Raw genomic sequence first — 15192 nt, 5'->3', positions numbered from 1 at the left:
CAAGCACGGGGGATGACTGCCCTGCCCGCTTTTCCTCGCGCCCTTTCCGCCCTGCGCCGGCTCTGGCTGCGGGGGCGCCGGGGGCTGGCCGGGCGGGTGCGGCTCTGGCTCTGGCGGCCCGATCCGCAGAGCGACGCCTATCTGGCCGCGCTGGAGACCCCGCTGGAGCCCGACCTCGTACTGTGGCAGGGCGAGGGCGCGGGGCTGGCCGCCGATTGGGCCGCGCGGTCCGACCGGCAGCGGCATGTGCTGGCGATCGACAGCCCCGGCAGCCTGCCCGCCCCGCCCGAAACCCCGCGCCTGCGCCCCGGCAGCCCGGATCACGCCCGCGCCCTCGCCCAGGCGGGGGCGATCCGCACCGATCGGCCCCTGCCCCTCTGGGCGCTGCGGCGCCAGGGGCAACGCCTGATCTGCCCGCCCGGCGCCGATGGCCCCGCCTGGGCGCATAGCCTGCGCCAGCAGGAACCCGGCCCGGCGCCACGCCCGCAGATCGCGCTGTTCGGCGGCGGCTGGAAGAATAACGGCATCACCGCCTCGCTGCTCAATCTGCTGGGGGCGCTGGCCGATCACGATCTGGACCTGCATCTGGTGACCGAGGCCCGGTCGGAGGAGGCGCGGGCCAATCTGGGCAAGCTCGATCCGCGGATCCGGGTGATCCATCGCGACCAGATGCCGATGCGGCGGGCCGAATATGCGGCCCTGAGCCGGTTTCAGCGCGACAACGATCTGTCGGACCCGGCACTGGCCACGCAGATTCAGGCTCTGTTCCGGCGGGAATCGCGGCGCCTGTTCGGCGCAAGGGTCTTTGACGCCGCGCTGGATTTCAGCGGCTATTCCCGGGAATGGAGCGCGCTGATCGCCGCCACCCCGGCCCGGCGGCATGTGATCTGGCAGCACAACCACCTTCAGGCCGAGGCAGAGCGCCGCTTTGACAGCCTGAATGGCGTCTTTGCCACCTATCGCTGGTTCGACACCCTCGCCAGCGTCTCGGACGAAACCCGGGCAGTGAACCAGACGCATCTGGCGCGGCATTACCCGCCGGGTGCCCGGGCGATCACGCTGCGCAATGTGATCGACCCGGCGGCGATCCGCCAAAATGCCGCCGCCGCCCTGCCCGCCGGGCTGGAGGCCATTCTGGCTGGATCAGAGCCGCTTTTCGTCATGGTCGGGCGGCTGTCGCCGGAAAAGGCGCAGGCGCGGGCGGTGCAGGCGCTGACCAGGCTGACGGGGGCGGGTCAGGCGGCGCGGCTGGTCATTCTGGGCAGCGGCCCGCTGGAGGCCGCCTTGCGCGCCGAGGCGGCAAAGGCCGGGCTGGAGGGCCGGGTGATCCTGGCCGGTCATGTCGAAAACCCCTTCCCCGTCATCGCCCGCGCCGATTGCCTGGTGCTGAGTTCGGACTACGAGGGGCAGCCCATGGTGCTCTTGGAGGCGCTGACCCTGGGCGTTCCGGTCATCGCGACCGATATTCCCGGGGCGCGCAGCGTGCTGGGCGGATTGACCGGCCCGGTGCTGGTGCCCCCTTCGGTCGAGGGGGTCGCGGCAGGGATGCAGCGCTTTCTGGCGGGCGGGGTCTCGGCCGCGGGCTTTGACGCCGCAGCCTATCGCACCGCCGTGCTGGCGGAATTCCTTACCGAGATTCTGGGCCGGATCCCGGCCCGGCGCTGATCACTTGCGATAGCCCGGGCGCTGCGACCAGCCCCAGGCATCGCGGATCATCTGCGGCAGGGTCGATCGCTTCGGCTCCCATCCCAGTTCCTCGACCGCCCGGGCAGAGCCCGAAACCAGCGCCACCGCATCGCCCGCCCGGCGCGCGCCTTCGATGATCGGCACCTCGGCATTGGTGACGGCGCGGCTGGCCTCGATCACCTCGCGCACCGAAAAACCCGATCCGGTGCCCAGATTGAAGGCGCGGCTGCCCTTGCCATCCAGCAGCCAGTTCAGCCCCAGCACATGCGCATCGACCAGATCCATCACATGCACATAATCGCGCACGCAGGTGCCATCGCGGGTGGGATAGTCGCTGCCAAATACCGTCAGCGCCGGCCGCTTGCCCGCCACCGCATCCAGCATCAAGGGAATGAGATGGGTTTCCGGCACATGCTGTTCACCGATCTCGCCATCAGGATCGCAGCCCGCCACGTTGAAATAGCGGAAGATCACATGATTGAGGCCATGGCTCGCGCCGAAATTGGCCAGCATGTCCTCGATCGCGCGTTTCGAGGCGCCATAGGAATTGATCGGCTGCTGAACGCTGCCCTCATCGAGCAACACGCCATCCTGATCGCCATAGGTGGCACAGGTGGAGGAAAACACAAAGTTCCGGCAGCCCGCGGCCAGCGCGCCCTCGATCAGGTTCAGCGCGCCCATGACATTGACCCGCCAGTATTTGCCCGGGTCGGTCATGCTTTCGCCAACCAGGCTGAGCGCCGCGAAATGCAGTACGGCAACGGGGCGGTATTGCGCAAAGGCCGCGTCCACATCGGCGCGGTTCATCAGATCGCCCCGGAAGAAGGGGCCGAACTTCACTGCCTCCTCCCAGCCGGTATTGAGATTGTCGAAGGCAACCGGCACAAAGCCCGCGGCCTTGAGCACCTTGCAGGCATGGGCGCCGATATAGCCCGCGCCGCCCGTCACCAGAACCGTTCTGCCCTCTGTCATCATACGCTCTCCGACTGCACGCCCGCCTTATGGGCCTGCCGCGCCGCGGGGGCAAGCCATGCGCATGGTTTCAGCCCTGTTCGCGCAGCCAGTCCAGCAACCGGGCGCGCAGATCGGCCGTCGCGCGCGGGCCTTCCAGCGTGATCCGCCCCGAGGCATGGGTGGAAAGCCGCAGGCCAGGCAGTGGTTCTTCATCGGGTATCGTCTCTGTGACGGCGGTTTTGGCGGGTGTCAGCGCCTTCTGGATCAGCCGCTGTTCCGCCGCCGCATCCGTGGGTTCCCGGCCCAGGGCCATGCGCAGACGGGGGGCCAGCGTCGCATCCCCCTCCAACGCCTGCGCCAGTTGCAGGCCCAGCCTTTCGCCGATGGATTCGGGAAAGCGCAAGGCGCCATCCAATGCCCGCACGATGGTCAGGAACGACCCGATCTTGGACCGCTTGGCCCGGCTGGCCGCCGCAAACAGCGCCCGCAACGCGGCGCGGTCATCCGGGTAGACCCCGGCCGCCACCGCGCGTTCGGCAATGCGCGCCCGTTCATAGAACGACAGGCCAACCCGGATCTCGTTTTCCTCGACCATGGCGACATAGGCGTCAGAGGCCTGATCGGGTTTGCGCAAAAGGGCCAGCACAGAGCCGAAAGCCGGGTCTTCCGCCGCCAGTTGCCGCAGGGCCGACAGCCGCCGCCAGCCAGAGATCAGCCCGTAACGATCCGGCCCAAGGGGTGCGACCTCGATCGGGGTCTGTTGCCCCCGGGCGCGCAGGGATTCGACCAGCGCCGCCATCTCCTCGGGGTCGGAGGCGATGCGGTCGCGCACCAGATAGCCGGCCTCCACCTGATCGAGCGGCAGCGACAGGACCAGCCGCCCGCCTTCGCGCGCGGCGTGCAGCGTGGCGGCCATCTCCTCCATCGCGGCGGTCGCGGCGGCGGCGCCGGCCATATCGGCAATCGGCGGACGGACCGTTGCGGGGAAGGGCGTCTCGGGCAGATCCTCGACCATGCTGCCGAAGGGCGTCAGTCTCTTGCGTTTGGCCATGTCAGCCCCCCTGCCCCGGAACCATGTCTAACCGCGCCTTCAGAGACGGTTTCCGGGCGGTTTCGCGCGCGAAACACCCGGTCATTCCGCGGCCTCCTGCGCGGCGGCCAGCTCATCCCGGCGCCAGCTGCCCAGCACCAGCGCCTTCACCGCCGCCCAGGTCTCGTCAAAGGTTTCGCGGCCCCGGGCATAGGTCTCGCGGTTGAAGTCGCGGTAATCTGCCTCGTAGATGCCGCGCACCTGTTCACCGGCCTGCCCGATCAGCGCAGTGAAATCCTGCCGGTGCGGTGACAGGGTCTTGCCCAGCCAACCCTGCATCAGGGCCGCTAGCTCGGCCTGCTGACTGCCATCGAAGCGGGTGATGAGCGTGCGCACGGCATCCCATTCAAAAGCCAGCTCTGGCCGGCCAAGCGCGCGGGCGGCCAGATTCTCGCCCTCCTCGATGGAGCGGAAGGTGGAATGCAGCATGTCGAAGAAACGCCCGGTGGAATCGAATTCCAGAAACGAGGCCCCCATCGGCACCAGCAGGATATCGGCCGCGGCCAGCCCGTTGATGGTCAGATAACCAAGCGCGGGCGGCGTATCGAGAAAGATCAGGTCATATTGATCCAGCACCCCGTCGGCGGCCAGGCTCTCGGTCAGGGCATCCCACAGCTTCCAGCCGCGCGATTGCATGCGCCAGACGGGGATCTGGAACTCGGCCCAGTAAAGGTTCAGCTGGGCGCCGATCAGGTCGATATTCGGCCAGTGGGTTTTCTGGATCAGACTGTCGGCCTTGACGGACAGCGCCTCGGTCAGCGTGTCATCCAGCGGGATCGGCGCATCGCCGCGATCAAGCCGCCGCTGGTTATCGACCCGCAAATGGGCCGCGTAGTGACGTGCGAGCAGCGGAAAGACCGTCTGCCACTCATCCTCGACCCGGCCCCCGAAGATCGAGGTCATCGAGCCCTGACTGTCGAGGTCGATCACCAGCACCCGATAGCCATCGAGCGCGGCCGACATCGCCAGATGCGCACAGGTGGAGGTCTTGCCGACCCCGCCCTTGAAATTCGCCACTGCCAGCATCTTGGCAGGCAGGCCCGCGGGGCGCCAGGCGGCATAGGGCTTGGCGCGCGACCCTTCGGCGGCAAAGAAGGCGCGCAGGCGCAGCACCTCGTCCAGGGTGAACCACTTGGCGCCGCCCTCGGTTTCCGAGGCGCCTTGCGGCAGGTCGGGGTTCTGCTTCAGCACGCGCCGGAAATGCGCCTGCGCGACCGGGATCAGATAGCGGGTGATTTCCCAGGTCGAGAACATGCGCAGCTGACGCTGGCCCCGCTCATCCAGCCCCCGACCGGCCAGACCCTTGCGTCCGGTCTCGCAGGCCTGGGCGATCTGGCCAAAGCCTTCGGTCGTGGTGGGCTGGCCAAGAGCCGCCAGCGCGGCATCCGGGTCAATGCCAAAATAGGGGGGAAGGGGTGCTGCTGCCTCGGGCTTCATTCTCGCCTCATGTGCCGTGTTTTTTGCATCATAGCGTAAAACGCAGCACATGGAAGAAAAGACATCACATCACGGGAATTTCCATGCTGATTCTGGGGCTTGCTGGGTTTTCACCAGCCTGTTCCCGCGCGCCGGGGCCGGGTTTTGCTGCCGGAGCAAAGATTTTTTCTGTTAGATGGATGTTATTCTTTCTTGTTACGGCTGTATCCCCTTTTCTGGATCGCCTTGAGAAGAAAGAAAAAAATGGCGCATCATGATGCCTTGGCGACTCTGATCCGACGCTGGAGCGACTCTGATCCGACAATCGGGTGACTCTGATCCGTCGCTCGGCCGGCTGGACGGATGCTGTGGATAACTCTAGTCTGGGTGTCACTGAAACCCCGATGCGAAAACGGGGATCGAAGACGAGGCAGGCAGATGGCGGAACTGGCGGCAGCGGGGGCATTCCCCGCGCGAAGGCGTGGCGGCATGGCGACAAGTGCGCCGCCGGTCATTGGCGATCTGTTCATCTGCGACGTGTTGGAGGCGAGCCCGAAGGACGATCTGGGCACGATGGAACATCCGATCTTTTCGCTGTCTACCAAGCCTGACCGGCGCATCCTGCGTTATGAGCATAATGGCGCGACGGTGGAGGTGGTGCCCTCGGTCAAGGGGCGCGCGACGATCCATGACAAGGATATCCTGATCTATTGCATCAGTCAGCTGATGGCGGCGCTGAATGCCGGGCGCGAGGTCAGCCGCACCTTGCAGCTCAAGGCGCATGACCTGTTGCAGGCCACGCGGCGCGATACCGGGGGCGACAGTTATCTGCGGCTGCGCGAGGCCTTCGAGCGGCTGGCCGGCACCCGCATCACCACCAATATCACCACCGGCGGGCTGGAGGCGACCAGCGGCTTCGGCCTGATCGAAAGCTGGGAGATCCTGCGCAAGACCCGGGGCGGGCGGATGATCTCGGTCATGGTGACACTGTCGGAATGGCTGTTCCGCTCGGTGCTGGCGCGGTCGGTCCTGACGCTGAGCCGGGACTATTTCACCTTGCGCAAACCGCTGGAGCGGCGGGTCTATGAACTGGCGCGCAAACATTGCGGGCGGCAGCCGGAATGGCGGGTTTCCGTCTCTGTGCTGCACAAAAAGGCCGGATCCTCGGCCCCGGTGCGGGTGTTTCGTGCCGCGATCCGCAAGATGATCGAGGAGGCCCAGCTGCCCGATTACCTGATGACCGAGGAGCCGGGCGACGTGATCCGCTTTGCCCGGATCGGGATGATCGAGGAGGAGCCGGCCGCCGATCTGGCCCCGCCGCGCCTTGACCCCGATGTGCTGGATGCGGCGCGCGCGCTGGCCCCGGGCGCGGATGTCTATGCGCTGGAGGCGGAGTGGCGGTCCTGGTGGCTGCAAACCGGGCGGCCCCGGCTGTCGGCCCCCGACCGGGCCTTTCTGGGCTGGGTGAAGGCGCGGCGCCAAGGTTAACGAAAAACCCGCGCGCGGCCGGGCGGATCAGGGTTTCGCAGCGAATTGCGGCAAGGATCGGCGCTGATTTCGTGATCCGCAGGAGCCGCGCCTGATGCCCGATACCTCGCCCAATCTTGACCTGCCCTATCTGATGCCGGCGCAGGCCCAGAAACATGTCACCCATAACGAGGCGCTGGAGCGGCTGGACGCGCTGGCGCAGCTGGTGGTGGAGGCCTTTGGCGCCACCACGCCGCCCGCCAATCCGGGCGTCGGGCTGATCTGGGCCGTCACCTCGGGTGCGACGGGCGACTGGGCGGGCAAGACCGGCAAGCTGGCGCTGCGGGTGGCGGGGGGCTGGATCTTCATCGCCCCGCGCGAGGGGTGGCGGGCCTGGGGGCGCGAACAGGCGCAGCTGCGCATCTGGCGCGGGTCAAGCTGGCAGGTGCTGCCGATGGAGCAGCTGGGCAGTCTGGGCATCGGCACCACCGCCGATGCGGTGAACCGTCTGGCGGTATCGGCCGAGGCCTCGTTGTTCAGCCATGACGGCGCCGGACATCAGATGAAGATCAACAAGGCCGCGGCCGGACAGACCGCTTCGCTGCTCTATCAGACCAACTGGTCGGGCCGGGCCGAGATCGGGCTGACGGGGAATGACGATTTCAGCGTGAAGGTCAGCGCCGATGGCAACACTTGGACCGAGGCGCTGCGGGTGGCCCGGGCGACCGGGGTCGCGGCCTTTCCCGCCGGGCTGACCGTGGCGGGCGCCCTGCCCTATACCCGCGCCAATCTGCTGGGGCCGGTCAGCCAGGCTACCGGGCAACCCACCGGCGCGGTGATCGAACGCGGCAGCAATGCGAATGGCGACTATGTCCGCTGGGCCGATGGCACCCAGATTTGCAGCCACAAGGTGACGCTCGGCTATACGGCGGCCAATGCGCTTTTGGCGACATGGGCCTTTCCTGCTGCCTTTGCGGCCGGCTCTGTTCCCACGGTGTTGACCGCGCTCAACCCCAATGTCTGGTCGAACATGCCGTCTGGCCTGTCGCGCGGGGATGGGGCGCTGACGCCGGCCAATGTCTCGGCTGGCAGCACGCTCATTTATTGGTGGGCCCGCAGCGGTGCTGTCGCCCTGGTCTCGGGCAATCAGGTCGAGGCCTATGCTCTGGCGACCGGCCGCTGGTTCTGAGGAGGACAATCATGCAGATCACCCTGATCCCGCAGCGCCGCGACGACGGCCTGACCCTGAGCCGCCAGGGCGACATCCTGTGTCTCAATGGCGTGGAGCTTGATTTCGCGCCACTGCCCGAAGGCGGCCTGCTGCCTGCCGAGGCGGTGGCAGGCGGCTGGCTGGCCGGCCCGGTGGCGCGCGTGGCGGGCCTGTTGCAGCTGTCGATCCTGCTGCCGCACGGGCCGGGGCAGGCCCCTGCCCCGACGGTGCTGCGGCTGGAGGGCGATGGCCCGATCGCCCTGCCCGGTTCCGAAGCCAGCCCCGAGGAGGTGCAGTGATGATCGACTGGAGCCTGATGATTGCGCCCGAAACCCGCGCTGCCGAGGCCCGCGCGGCCGCGCGGGCGGCGCTGAAGACCCGGCGCGATGCCGAGATTGCCGCCGGCATCCTGTGCGAGGGGCTGCCCGTCGCGACCGATGACGTGTCGCAGGCGCGGCTGGCCGGGGCGGCGCTGGCCGCGCTGATGGACCCGGACCTCAGGCTGGGCTGGAAACTGCCGGATGGCCGTTTCGTGACGCTGGACGGGGCCCAGGTCCTGACGCTGGCCCGGGCGGTGCGGGCCCATGTGCAGGCCTGCTTCGACCGCGAGGCCGCCGCACTGGCCCAGCTTGACGCCGGTTAGCGGCGCACCGGGTCCAGCAGGGCGGCCAGATAGGCGCCATAGGCGGTCTTGCCGAACAGCCGCGCCCGTTCGGCCAGCTGATCCGGGGTGATCCAGCCATGATCGAAGGCGATCTCCTCGGGGCTGCCGACCTGCTGGCCCTGGCGTTCCGACAGGGTGCGCACGAAATTCCCGGCATCCAGCAGGCTGGCATGGGTGCCGGTATCGAGCCAGGCAAAGCCCCGCCCCATCTGTTCGACCGACAGGCTGCCCTCGGCCAGATACATTTCCAGCAGGGAGGTGATCTCCAGCTCGCCCCGGGGCGAGGGCTGCACCGCACGGGCGCGTTCCGGCGCGCTGCCATCAAGGAAATACAGCCCGGTCACCGCATAGGCCGAGGGCGGATCGGCGGGTTTCTCGACGATGCGGTTCACCCGGCCGCTGGCATCGAAGCCGACCACGCCATAGCGTTCGGGATCGACGACATGATAGCCAAAGACCGTGCCGCCGCTGGGGCGCGCATCGGCGCGTTCCAGCATCTCGGGCAGGCCATGGCCGAAAAAGATGTTGTCGCCCAGCACCATGGCCGAGGGCGCGCCGGCCAGGAACCCCTCGGCCAGCAGATAGGCCTGGGCCAGCCCGTCGGGCGAGGGTTGTTCGATATAGCTCAGGCTCAGCCCCCATTGGTTGCCATCGCCCAGCGTGCGGCGGAACTGGTCCTGATCCTGCGGGGTGGTGATGATCGCGATCTCGCGGATGCCGGCCAGCATCAGTACCGACAGCGGATAATAGATCATCGGCTTGTCATAGATCGGCAGAAGCTGCTTCGAGACGCCGATGGTGATCGGGTAAAGCCGCGTGCCGGACCCGCCGGCCAGAATGATTCCCTTGCGCTGCATTTCAGGCGCCTTTCAACTCGGTGATCACATGGGCCAGGGCGGCCCGCCAGTCTGGTTGCATGATGCCGAAATCCGCCGCCAATGCGGAACAATCAAGGCGGGAATTCAGCGGACGGCGCGCCGGGGTCGGATAGGCATCAGACGGGATATCCTCGACCGTGACCGGCAGACCGGCCAGCGCGAATGTTTCGCGCGCGAAACCGGCCCAGCTGGTTTCCGGCGCACCGGCAAAATGATGGGTGCCGCCGGCGGCGCCTTCCCGCAGGGCATCGGCTAGGGTCAGACAGGCGGCGGCGATGGCATCGGCCGGGGTCGGCCCGCCGATCTGGTCGGCCACCACCCGCAGGGCGGGGCGATCGGCGCCCAGCCGCAGCATGGTCTTCACGAAATTCGCGCCATGGGCGGAAAACACCCAGGAGGTGCGCAGGATCACATGCCGCGCGCCCGAGGCCCGCACCGCCACCTCGCCCGCCAGCTTGGAGCGGCCATAGGCGCCCAGCGGCGCCGTGGGGTCGCTGGGGCGAAAGGGCAGGGTGCCCGCGCCGTCAAACACATAATCGGTGGAGATATGGACCAGCGGAATATCCAGATCGGCACAGGCCTGCGCCATGGCACCGGGGGCCGCGCCATTGACCAGGGTCGCCGCCTCCTCCTCGGTCTCGGCCTTGTCCACCGCCGTCCAGGCGGCCGCATTGATCACCGCATCCGGGCGCTGCGCCCGAATGGCGGCGGCGCAGGCGGCAGGGTCGGAAAGATCGGCCTCGGCCCGACCCAGAAACCGCGCGTCCGGCGCCCGGCGCGCCAGTTCCCGGGCCACTTGCCCGGTCTGTCCGAATATCAGCAGGGTCATTGCCGTCTCCACAACAGGGGTGCCGTCAGCATCACCCCACCCGCTTTTCGCCGGTTCCCAGCCGCTCGCCCACGCCTTGCCGGGCCTGAAGCGGGCGCCACCAGGCCTCGTTCTCCAGATACCAGGCCACGGTGCGCGCCAGACCCTCTTCGACCGTGACCGAGGGGCGCCAGCCCAGTTCGGTGCGAATGCGTGTCGGATCAATGGCATAGCGGGCGTCATGGCCGGGGCGATCGGTCACGAAGGTGATCTGGTCGGCATAAGACCCTGCCGCCTTGGGCCGCTTTTCATCCAGAATGGTGCAAAGCGTCCTGACCAGATCGAGATTGGTGCGCTCATTCTCGCCGCCGATATTGTAGCTGCGGCCCAGCTCGCCCTTTTCCAGCACCAGCAGCAGCGCATCGGCGTGATCTTCGACAAACAGCCAGTCCCGGATGTTCGAGCCATTGCCATAGATCGGCAGCGGCTTGCCGGCCAGCGCGTTGAGGATGATCACCGGCACCAGTTTCTCGGGGAAATGGAACGGCCCGTAATTGTTGGAGCAATTGGTCAGCACCACCGGCAGGCCATAGGTTTCGTGCCAGGCGCGCACCAGATGGTCGCTGGCCGCCTTGGAGGCCGAATATGGGCTGCGCGGGTCATAGGCGGTGTCTTCGGTGAACTTGACCGCCGGGTCGGCGGGCAGGGATCCGAAAACCTCGTCGGTGGAGATGTGATGAAAGCGGAACGCCTCGGGCCGGCCCTCGGCCTGCCAATAGCTGCGCGCGGCTTCCAGCATGTTGTAGGTGCCGTTCACATTGGTCTCGATAAAGGCGCCCGGCCCGTCGATCGAGCGGTCCACATGGCTTTCGGCGGCCAGATGCATCACCGCATCGGGGCGATGCGCGGCAAAGATGCGGTCCAGCGCGGCGCGGTCGCGGATATCGGCCTGTTCAAAGGCGTAAAGCGGCGAATTGCCGACGCTGGCCACGTTTTCCAGGCAGGCCGCATAGGTCAGCGCATCCAGATTGACCACGCTATGCCCGCGGGAAATCGCCAGCCGCACCACGGCCGAGCCGATGAAGCCCGCGCCCCCCGTCACCAGTATCTTCATCTTATCCCTCGTAAGCGAATGGCGTCTTGAAATCGGCCAGCGGCACCGCCGCGGCATCCTTGGCCGACAGGACCGGGGCGTCGGTCAGCCCCCAGTCGATGCCGACCGAATCCCAGGCGACGGATCCGTCGCAGTCGGGCGCGTAGTAATCCGAGCATTTGTAGACGATCTCGGTATCGGGCGCGCGGGTCACGAAACCATGCAGGAAGCCCGCCGGGATCAGCAATTGCCGCCCGTTTTCGGCCGACAGTTCCACCCCCACCCATTGCCCATAGCTCGGCGATCCGGCGCGGATATCCACCGCCACATCCCAGAGCGCGCCCCGCCCGCACCGCACCAGCTTGGCCTGGGCGTGGGGGGGCGACTGGAAATGCAGGCCGCGCAGCGTGCCCGCCCGGGCCGAGACCGAATGATTGTCCTGCACGAAGTCGATGTCGATCCCGGCATCGGCCAGGCGCTTGCGGCTCCAGCTTTCGGAAAAGAAACCGCGCGCATCGCCGAAACGCGCGGGTGTCAGGATGACAACGCCGGGCAGGGCGGTCTGTTCGATCTGCATGTTCGTCACGTCTTTCTCGGTCTGGGGCCCCGGGCCAGCGGGCCGGACTATGCCCGTGCCCGCCGGGCAAGAAAAGGGGCCGGATCAGTCGTTGTTCAGAATGTCGCGGTGATAGCGCCCAAGCAGCACCACGCCCAGAAACAGCGCGCCCAGCCCGACCAGCAGCACATAGGCCGGATTGACATAGCTTGCGTCATACATCGGGTAAAAGCCCTTGCGCATCTCGCCGGTCACATGCAGCAGCGGGTTGTACCACAGGATCGACCGGGCAAAGGCGGGCATGTCCTCGTAGATGAACATCACCCCCGAAGCCAGCATCAGCGGCCGCATCGCGATGCCCCAGATCATTTCCCAGACCGGGATCAACCCGAACAGCGCGCAGTTCAGCACGCCGATGCCAAGCGCCACGGTCAGCAGCATCACATGTGCCAGCAAGAGCGGCGGCAGTTCCAGAATGACCCGGGAATCGGAAAAGATCAGGATCCCCAGCAGCACGAGGAAGGTGACGGTGATCCCGGTCAGCGCATTCAGCGCAAAGCGCGCCAGCACCGCATCGACCCAGGTCACCGCCGGATACATCAGCAGCGGCCGCGAATAGGTGATCGACCGCGCCACCGATCCGGCAATGTCGCCATAGACCATGAAGGGCAGATAGCCGGTGGCGTAGAACAGCAGGAAGCTCGCGCCCAGCGGCGGGTTGCGGATGAAGATCCCGAAGGCGATCGACAGCAGCAGGATCGCCCCCACCGGTTCCAGCACCGCCCAGAGATAGCCCCCCGGCGACCGGCCATAGCGCGAGGACATCTCGCGCAGGGTCAGCGCCAGAACGGTGCGCAGTGTCGGAAAGGGCCGGGTCTGCACGCGCCGGGGTTCCTGCGCCGGCGGCAGGGCGGGCGGCAGGGCAGGGGGAATGGCGGGCAGGGCAGGGGAGGCGGGCATGCACGAACCTGTGGGCAAACGGGTGCTGGCGTTTCAGTCGCCCATTATGTAGAAGGGGGCGCATAAGTTCAAATCGGTTGATGCCGAGGCAAGCCCTTGAATGATCAGCAAAACCCAGATGCGGCCGTTGCACAGGGGCAACCTGTCGAACCGGCCCCGGCCCGTGCCGGGGCGCGGGCGCAGCCCGCTGCGGCAGGGGTGAAGGCCCGCGGGGCCGGGGCCCAGGGCCCAGGCCAGCGGCTTTCCGCCGAGGCGGAAGGGGCGGCCCCCCGGGCCGGGGCCCGCGCCGCCGCCGCGCCGCGCCCGGCGCCGATCATCGAGATCCGCCCCATGGCCGAAGCCGCGCAGTTGCGGCCGCGCCATCGCCGGCTGGCCTGGTCCTTTGTCGTGCTGGTCGTGCTGCCGCTGGTGCTGGCGATGAGCTATCTCTGGGGCGTGGCGCAGGATCAATATGCCTCGACCGTCGCCTTCACCATCCGGCGCGAGGACAATACCTCGGGCGCGCTTCTGGGGGGGCTGGCGCAGCTGACCGGGGGCGGGGGCATGTCGGAATCCGACATCCTCTATGAATTCATCCAGAGCCAGGAAATCGTCTCCGCCATCGACGAACGCATCGGCCTTGGCGCGATCTATGCGGCGCATTGGCCGGGCGACCCGGTCTTCGCGCTCTGGCCCGATGCCCAGATCGAGGAATTGCACGATTACTGGCGCCGCATGGTGCGCATCTCTTACGATCAAAGCACGCGGCTGATCGAATTGCGCGTGCTGGCCTTTACCCCCGAGGATGCGCAGCGCATCGCCGGCGAGATCGTGGCCGAGAGCCAGCGCATGATCAACGACCTGAACACCCAGGCCCGCGAAGACGTGATGCGCTATGCCAATGCCGATCTGGATCAGGCGGTGGCGCGGCTCAAGGATGCGCGCGAGGCGCTCAGCCGCTTCCGCACCCGCACCCGGATCGTCGATCCCTCGGCCGATATCCAGGGGCGGATGGGCGTGCTGAACAACCTTCAGCAACAGCTGGCCGAGGCGCTGATCGACAATGACCTGGTGCTGGGCACCACCCAGGAAAACGACCCGCGCCGCAATCAGGCCGCGCGCCGCATCCAGGTGATCCGCGACCGTATCGCCGCCGAACGCCAGACCTTTGCCTCGGCCGACGGCGCAGGGGAGGCCGACGAGAATTACCCCGAGCTGATTGCCGAATTCGAACGCCTGACCGTCGATCAGCAATTCGCCGAAGAGGCCTATCGCACCGCGCTGGCCGCACTCGATCTGGCCCGGGCCAATGCTTCGCGCCAGACGCTCTATCTCGCGCCCTATATCCGGCCGACCCTGCCGCAGGTGGCGGAATTCCCGCAGCGCTTCGTCTGGTCGGGCCTGGTCGGGCTGTTCCTGGTCCTGGCCTGGTCGATCGGCGCGCTGATCTTCTACAGCGTCCGCGACCGGCGCTGATCCGGGCCGGGCGCATGATCCGCTTCGAGCATCTGCACAAGAGCTTTCGCACCGGCGGCGCGCGCAAGATCATCGTGCAGGATCTGGACCTCACGCTGCCCACCGGGCGGTCGCTGGCGCTGCTGGGGCGCAACGGGGCGGGCAAGTCCACCTTGTTGCAGATGGTGGCGGGCACGATCCGCCCCGATGCCGGGCGCATCGTCTCGGATGGCACGATCAGCTGGCCGGTAGGCCTGGGCGGGGCGGTGCATCGCGACCTGACCGGGGCGCAGAACATCCGCTTCATCGCCCGCATCTACGGGGTCGATACCGAACAGCTGGCCGCCTTTGTCGAGGATTTCGCCGAACTTGGCCGGCATTTCCACATGCCGGTGCGCAGCTATTCCTCGGGGATGCGGTCGCGACTGACCTTTGGCGCGGCCATGGGCATCCGGTTCGACACCTATCTGGTGGACGAGGTCACCGCCGTCGGCGACGCCGCCTTTCGCCGCAAGAGCCGCGCGGTGTTCCGCGAAAGGATGAAGACCTCGGGCGCGATCATGGTCAGCCATGACATGAGCACGGTGCGCGAATTCTGCGACTCGGGTCTGGTGCTGGAACTGGGCCAGCTGTGGTATTTCGAAGATCTGGAAGAGGCGATCGCCCTGCATCAGCGTCTGATGGGCGACGAACCCGCCCCGAAACGCCGCCGCCGCGCCTGAAGGCGACGGACCCGGCCCGACGATTCTGCGATTCCTGCGCCTGCCGTCGCCCCGCCCCGGGGCCGCGTCGCGATTTCCCGCATCCGTGCCGCCGCCTGCCCGGTCATCCTGCCAATGAAACAAGGGGGATTTGTTGTTTGGTGAAGAAAAAGCGTTTGGGGAGTGATTTTTGGCTTGCGGGTTTTGTTGGGTGGGTCTAGAAGCCGCTTCACCGCAGCGGTTGAGGCTGAAGCGGGACTGGAGATGAGGTTGGC

16 protein-coding genes are annotated in these 15192 nt (G+C 67.2%); 8 read left to right on the top strand and 8 right to left on the bottom strand.

What is annotated here, in order from left to right; translation table 11 throughout:
• The first annotated feature begins 12 nt into the window (after nucleotides 1-12).
• Nucleotides 13-1665, top strand: a complete 1653-nt coding sequence (locus FOA17_RS01885) for a glycosyltransferase (protein WP_149139813.1) — start codon at nucleotides 13-15, stop codon at nucleotides 1663-1665.
• On the opposite strand, the gene galE is transcribed toward FOA17_RS01885, so the two are convergent.
• From galE to FOA17_RS01870, 3 genes are all read right to left on the bottom strand, one after another.
• Complete coding sequence (gene galE, locus FOA17_RS01880) at nucleotides 1666-2658, bottom strand: UDP-glucose 4-epimerase GalE (RefSeq protein WP_149139812.1); 993 nt, start codon at nucleotides 2656-2658, stop codon at nucleotides 1666-1668.
• Between the two features lie 70 nt (nucleotides 2659-2728).
• Nucleotides 2729-3691, bottom strand: coding sequence for a ParB/RepB/Spo0J family partition protein (locus FOA17_RS01875; protein ID WP_149139811.1), 963 nt, complete (start codon nucleotides 3689-3691; stop codon nucleotides 2729-2731).
• 81 nt (nucleotides 3692-3772) lie between these two features.
• A complete protein-coding gene (locus tag FOA17_RS01870; RefSeq protein ID WP_162528145.1) occupies nucleotides 3773-5167 on the bottom strand; it encodes an AAA family ATPase in 1395 nt (464 codons plus the stop codon).
• An 83-nt stretch (nucleotides 5168-5250) separates the two neighbouring features.
• Here FOA17_RS01870 and FOA17_RS19680 point away from each other — a divergent pair, with 83 nt between their 5' ends.
• From FOA17_RS19680 to FOA17_RS01850, 5 genes are all read left to right on the top strand, one after another.
• The gene (locus tag FOA17_RS19680) at nucleotides 5251-5424 is read left to right on the top strand and encodes a hypothetical protein (protein WP_162528144.1); all 174 of its coding nucleotides are present in this window, start codon (nucleotides 5251-5253) and stop codon (nucleotides 5422-5424) included.
• A gap of 211 nt (nucleotides 5425-5635) precedes the next feature.
• Nucleotides 5636-6634, top strand: coding sequence for a replication initiator protein A (locus tag FOA17_RS01865; protein ID WP_238991697.1), 999 nt, complete (start codon nucleotides 5636-5638; stop codon nucleotides 6632-6634).
• A gap of 94 nt (nucleotides 6635-6728) precedes the next feature.
• Nucleotides 6729-7802, top strand: coding sequence for a DUF2793 domain-containing protein (locus FOA17_RS01860; protein ID WP_149139808.1), 1074 nt, complete (start codon nucleotides 6729-6731; stop codon nucleotides 7800-7802).
• A gap of 11 nt (nucleotides 7803-7813) precedes the next feature.
• Entirely contained in the window at nucleotides 7814-8122 is a 309-nt protein-coding gene (locus FOA17_RS01855) for a hypothetical protein (RefSeq protein ID WP_149139807.1), read from the top strand.
• On the top strand, nucleotides 8122-8466 hold the full coding sequence (locus tag FOA17_RS01850) for a DUF4376 domain-containing protein (protein ID WP_149139806.1): 345 nt from the start codon (nucleotides 8122-8124) through the stop codon (nucleotides 8464-8466). Before FOA17_RS01855 ends, FOA17_RS01850 begins: the two co-directional genes overlap by 1 nt.
• Here the strand turns inward: FOA17_RS01850 and rfbA are convergent.
• The 5 genes from rfbA to FOA17_RS01825 form a co-directional block, all read right to left on the bottom strand.
• On the bottom strand, nucleotides 8463-9344 hold the full coding sequence (gene rfbA / locus FOA17_RS01845; RefSeq protein WP_149139805.1) for a glucose-1-phosphate thymidylyltransferase RfbA: 882 nt from the start codon (nucleotides 9342-9344) through the stop codon (nucleotides 8463-8465). The two genes, FOA17_RS01850 and rfbA, sit on opposite strands and share 4 nt — an antisense overlap.
• 1 nt (nucleotide 9345) lies before the next feature.
• Nucleotides 9346-10194, bottom strand: a complete 849-nt coding sequence (gene rfbD, locus FOA17_RS01840) for a dTDP-4-dehydrorhamnose reductase (RefSeq protein ID WP_149139804.1) — start codon at nucleotides 10192-10194, stop codon at nucleotides 9346-9348.
• A gap of 31 nt (nucleotides 10195-10225) precedes the next feature.
• Complete coding sequence (gene rfbB, locus FOA17_RS01835; RefSeq protein ID WP_149139803.1) at nucleotides 10226-11287, bottom strand: dTDP-glucose 4,6-dehydratase; 1062 nt, start codon at nucleotides 11285-11287, stop codon at nucleotides 10226-10228.
• Nucleotide 11288: 1 nt separating this feature from the next.
• Nucleotides 11289-11843 carry a dTDP-4-dehydrorhamnose 3,5-epimerase gene (rfbC, locus tag FOA17_RS01830; protein WP_149139833.1) on the bottom strand — a complete coding sequence of 185 codons (555 nt, stop codon included), beginning with the start codon at nucleotides 11841-11843 and terminating at the stop codon, nucleotides 11289-11291.
• Nucleotides 11844-11927: 84 nt separating this feature from the next.
• Nucleotides 11928-12782: an ABC transporter permease gene (locus FOA17_RS01825; RefSeq protein WP_149139802.1), complete on the bottom strand. Its 855-nt coding sequence runs from the start codon at nucleotides 12780-12782 to the stop codon at nucleotides 11928-11930.
• 96 nt (nucleotides 12783-12878) lie between these two features.
• Here FOA17_RS01825 and FOA17_RS01820 point away from each other — a divergent pair, with 96 nt between their 5' ends.
• Nucleotides 12879-14237 carry a KpsE/RkpR family capsule polysaccharide export protein gene (locus FOA17_RS01820; RefSeq protein ID WP_149139801.1) on the top strand — a complete coding sequence of 453 codons (1359 nt, stop codon included), beginning with the start codon at nucleotides 12879-12881 and terminating at the stop codon, nucleotides 14235-14237.
• Between the two features lie 14 nt (nucleotides 14238-14251).
• Entirely contained in the window at nucleotides 14252-14938 is a 687-nt protein-coding gene (locus FOA17_RS01815) for an ABC transporter ATP-binding protein (protein WP_149139800.1), read from the top strand.
• Nucleotides 14939-15192: the final 254 nt, after the last annotated feature.

Source organism: Gemmobacter caeruleus, from assembly GCF_008271655.1.
In the GTDB taxonomy this organism is placed as follows: domain Bacteria; phylum Pseudomonadota; class Alphaproteobacteria; order Rhodobacterales; family Rhodobacteraceae; genus Gemmobacter; species Gemmobacter caeruleus.
Note: the sequence above shows the minus strand (reverse complement) of the source record. Positions and strands in the feature narration are given on the sequence as shown.

What these genes read in the sequence shown, in the direction of transcription:
- FOA17_RS01885 (WP_149139813.1), top strand. Translation starts at nt 13, where the DNA reads ATGACTGCCCTGCCCGCTTTTCCTCGCGCCCTTTCCGCCCTGCGCCGG.
- galE (WP_149139812.1), bottom strand. Translation starts at nt 2,658, where the DNA reads ATGACAGAGGGCAGAACGGTTCTGGTGACGGGCGGCGCGGGCTATATC.
- FOA17_RS01875 (WP_149139811.1), bottom strand. Translation starts at nt 3,691, where the DNA reads ATGGCCAAACGCAAGAGACTGACGCCCTTCGGCAGCATGGTCGAGGAT.
- FOA17_RS01870 (WP_162528145.1), bottom strand. Translation starts at nt 5,167, where the DNA reads ATGAAGCCCGAGGCAGCAGCACCCCTTCCCCCCTATTTTGGCATTGAC.
- FOA17_RS19680 (WP_162528144.1), top strand. Translation starts at nt 5,251, where the DNA reads ATGCTGATTCTGGGGCTTGCTGGGTTTTCACCAGCCTGTTCCCGCGCG.
- FOA17_RS01865 (WP_238991697.1), top strand. Translation starts at nt 5,636, where the DNA reads ATGGCGACAAGTGCGCCGCCGGTCATTGGCGATCTGTTCATCTGCGAC.
- FOA17_RS01860 (WP_149139808.1), top strand. Translation starts at nt 6,729, where the DNA reads ATGCCCGATACCTCGCCCAATCTTGACCTGCCCTATCTGATGCCGGCG.
- FOA17_RS01855 (WP_149139807.1), top strand. Translation starts at nt 7,814, where the DNA reads ATGCAGATCACCCTGATCCCGCAGCGCCGCGACGACGGCCTGACCCTG.
- FOA17_RS01850 (WP_149139806.1), top strand. Translation starts at nt 8,122, where the DNA reads ATGATCGACTGGAGCCTGATGATTGCGCCCGAAACCCGCGCTGCCGAG.
- rfbA (WP_149139805.1), bottom strand. Translation starts at nt 9,344, where the DNA reads ATGCAGCGCAAGGGAATCATTCTGGCCGGCGGGTCCGGCACGCGGCTT.
- rfbD (WP_149139804.1), bottom strand. Translation starts at nt 10,194, where the DNA reads ATGACCCTGCTGATATTCGGACAGACCGGGCAAGTGGCCCGGGAACTG.
- rfbB (WP_149139803.1), bottom strand. Translation starts at nt 11,287, where the DNA reads ATGAAGATACTGGTGACGGGGGGCGCGGGCTTCATCGGCTCGGCCGTG.
- rfbC (WP_149139833.1), bottom strand. Translation starts at nt 11,843, where the DNA reads ATGCAGATCGAACAGACCGCCCTGCCCGGCGTTGTCATCCTGACACCC.
- FOA17_RS01825 (WP_149139802.1), bottom strand. Translation starts at nt 12,782, where the DNA reads ATGCCCGCCTCCCCTGCCCTGCCCGCCATTCCCCCTGCCCTGCCGCCC.
- FOA17_RS01815 (WP_149139800.1), top strand. Translation starts at nt 14,252, where the DNA reads ATGATCCGCTTCGAGCATCTGCACAAGAGCTTTCGCACCGGCGGCGCG.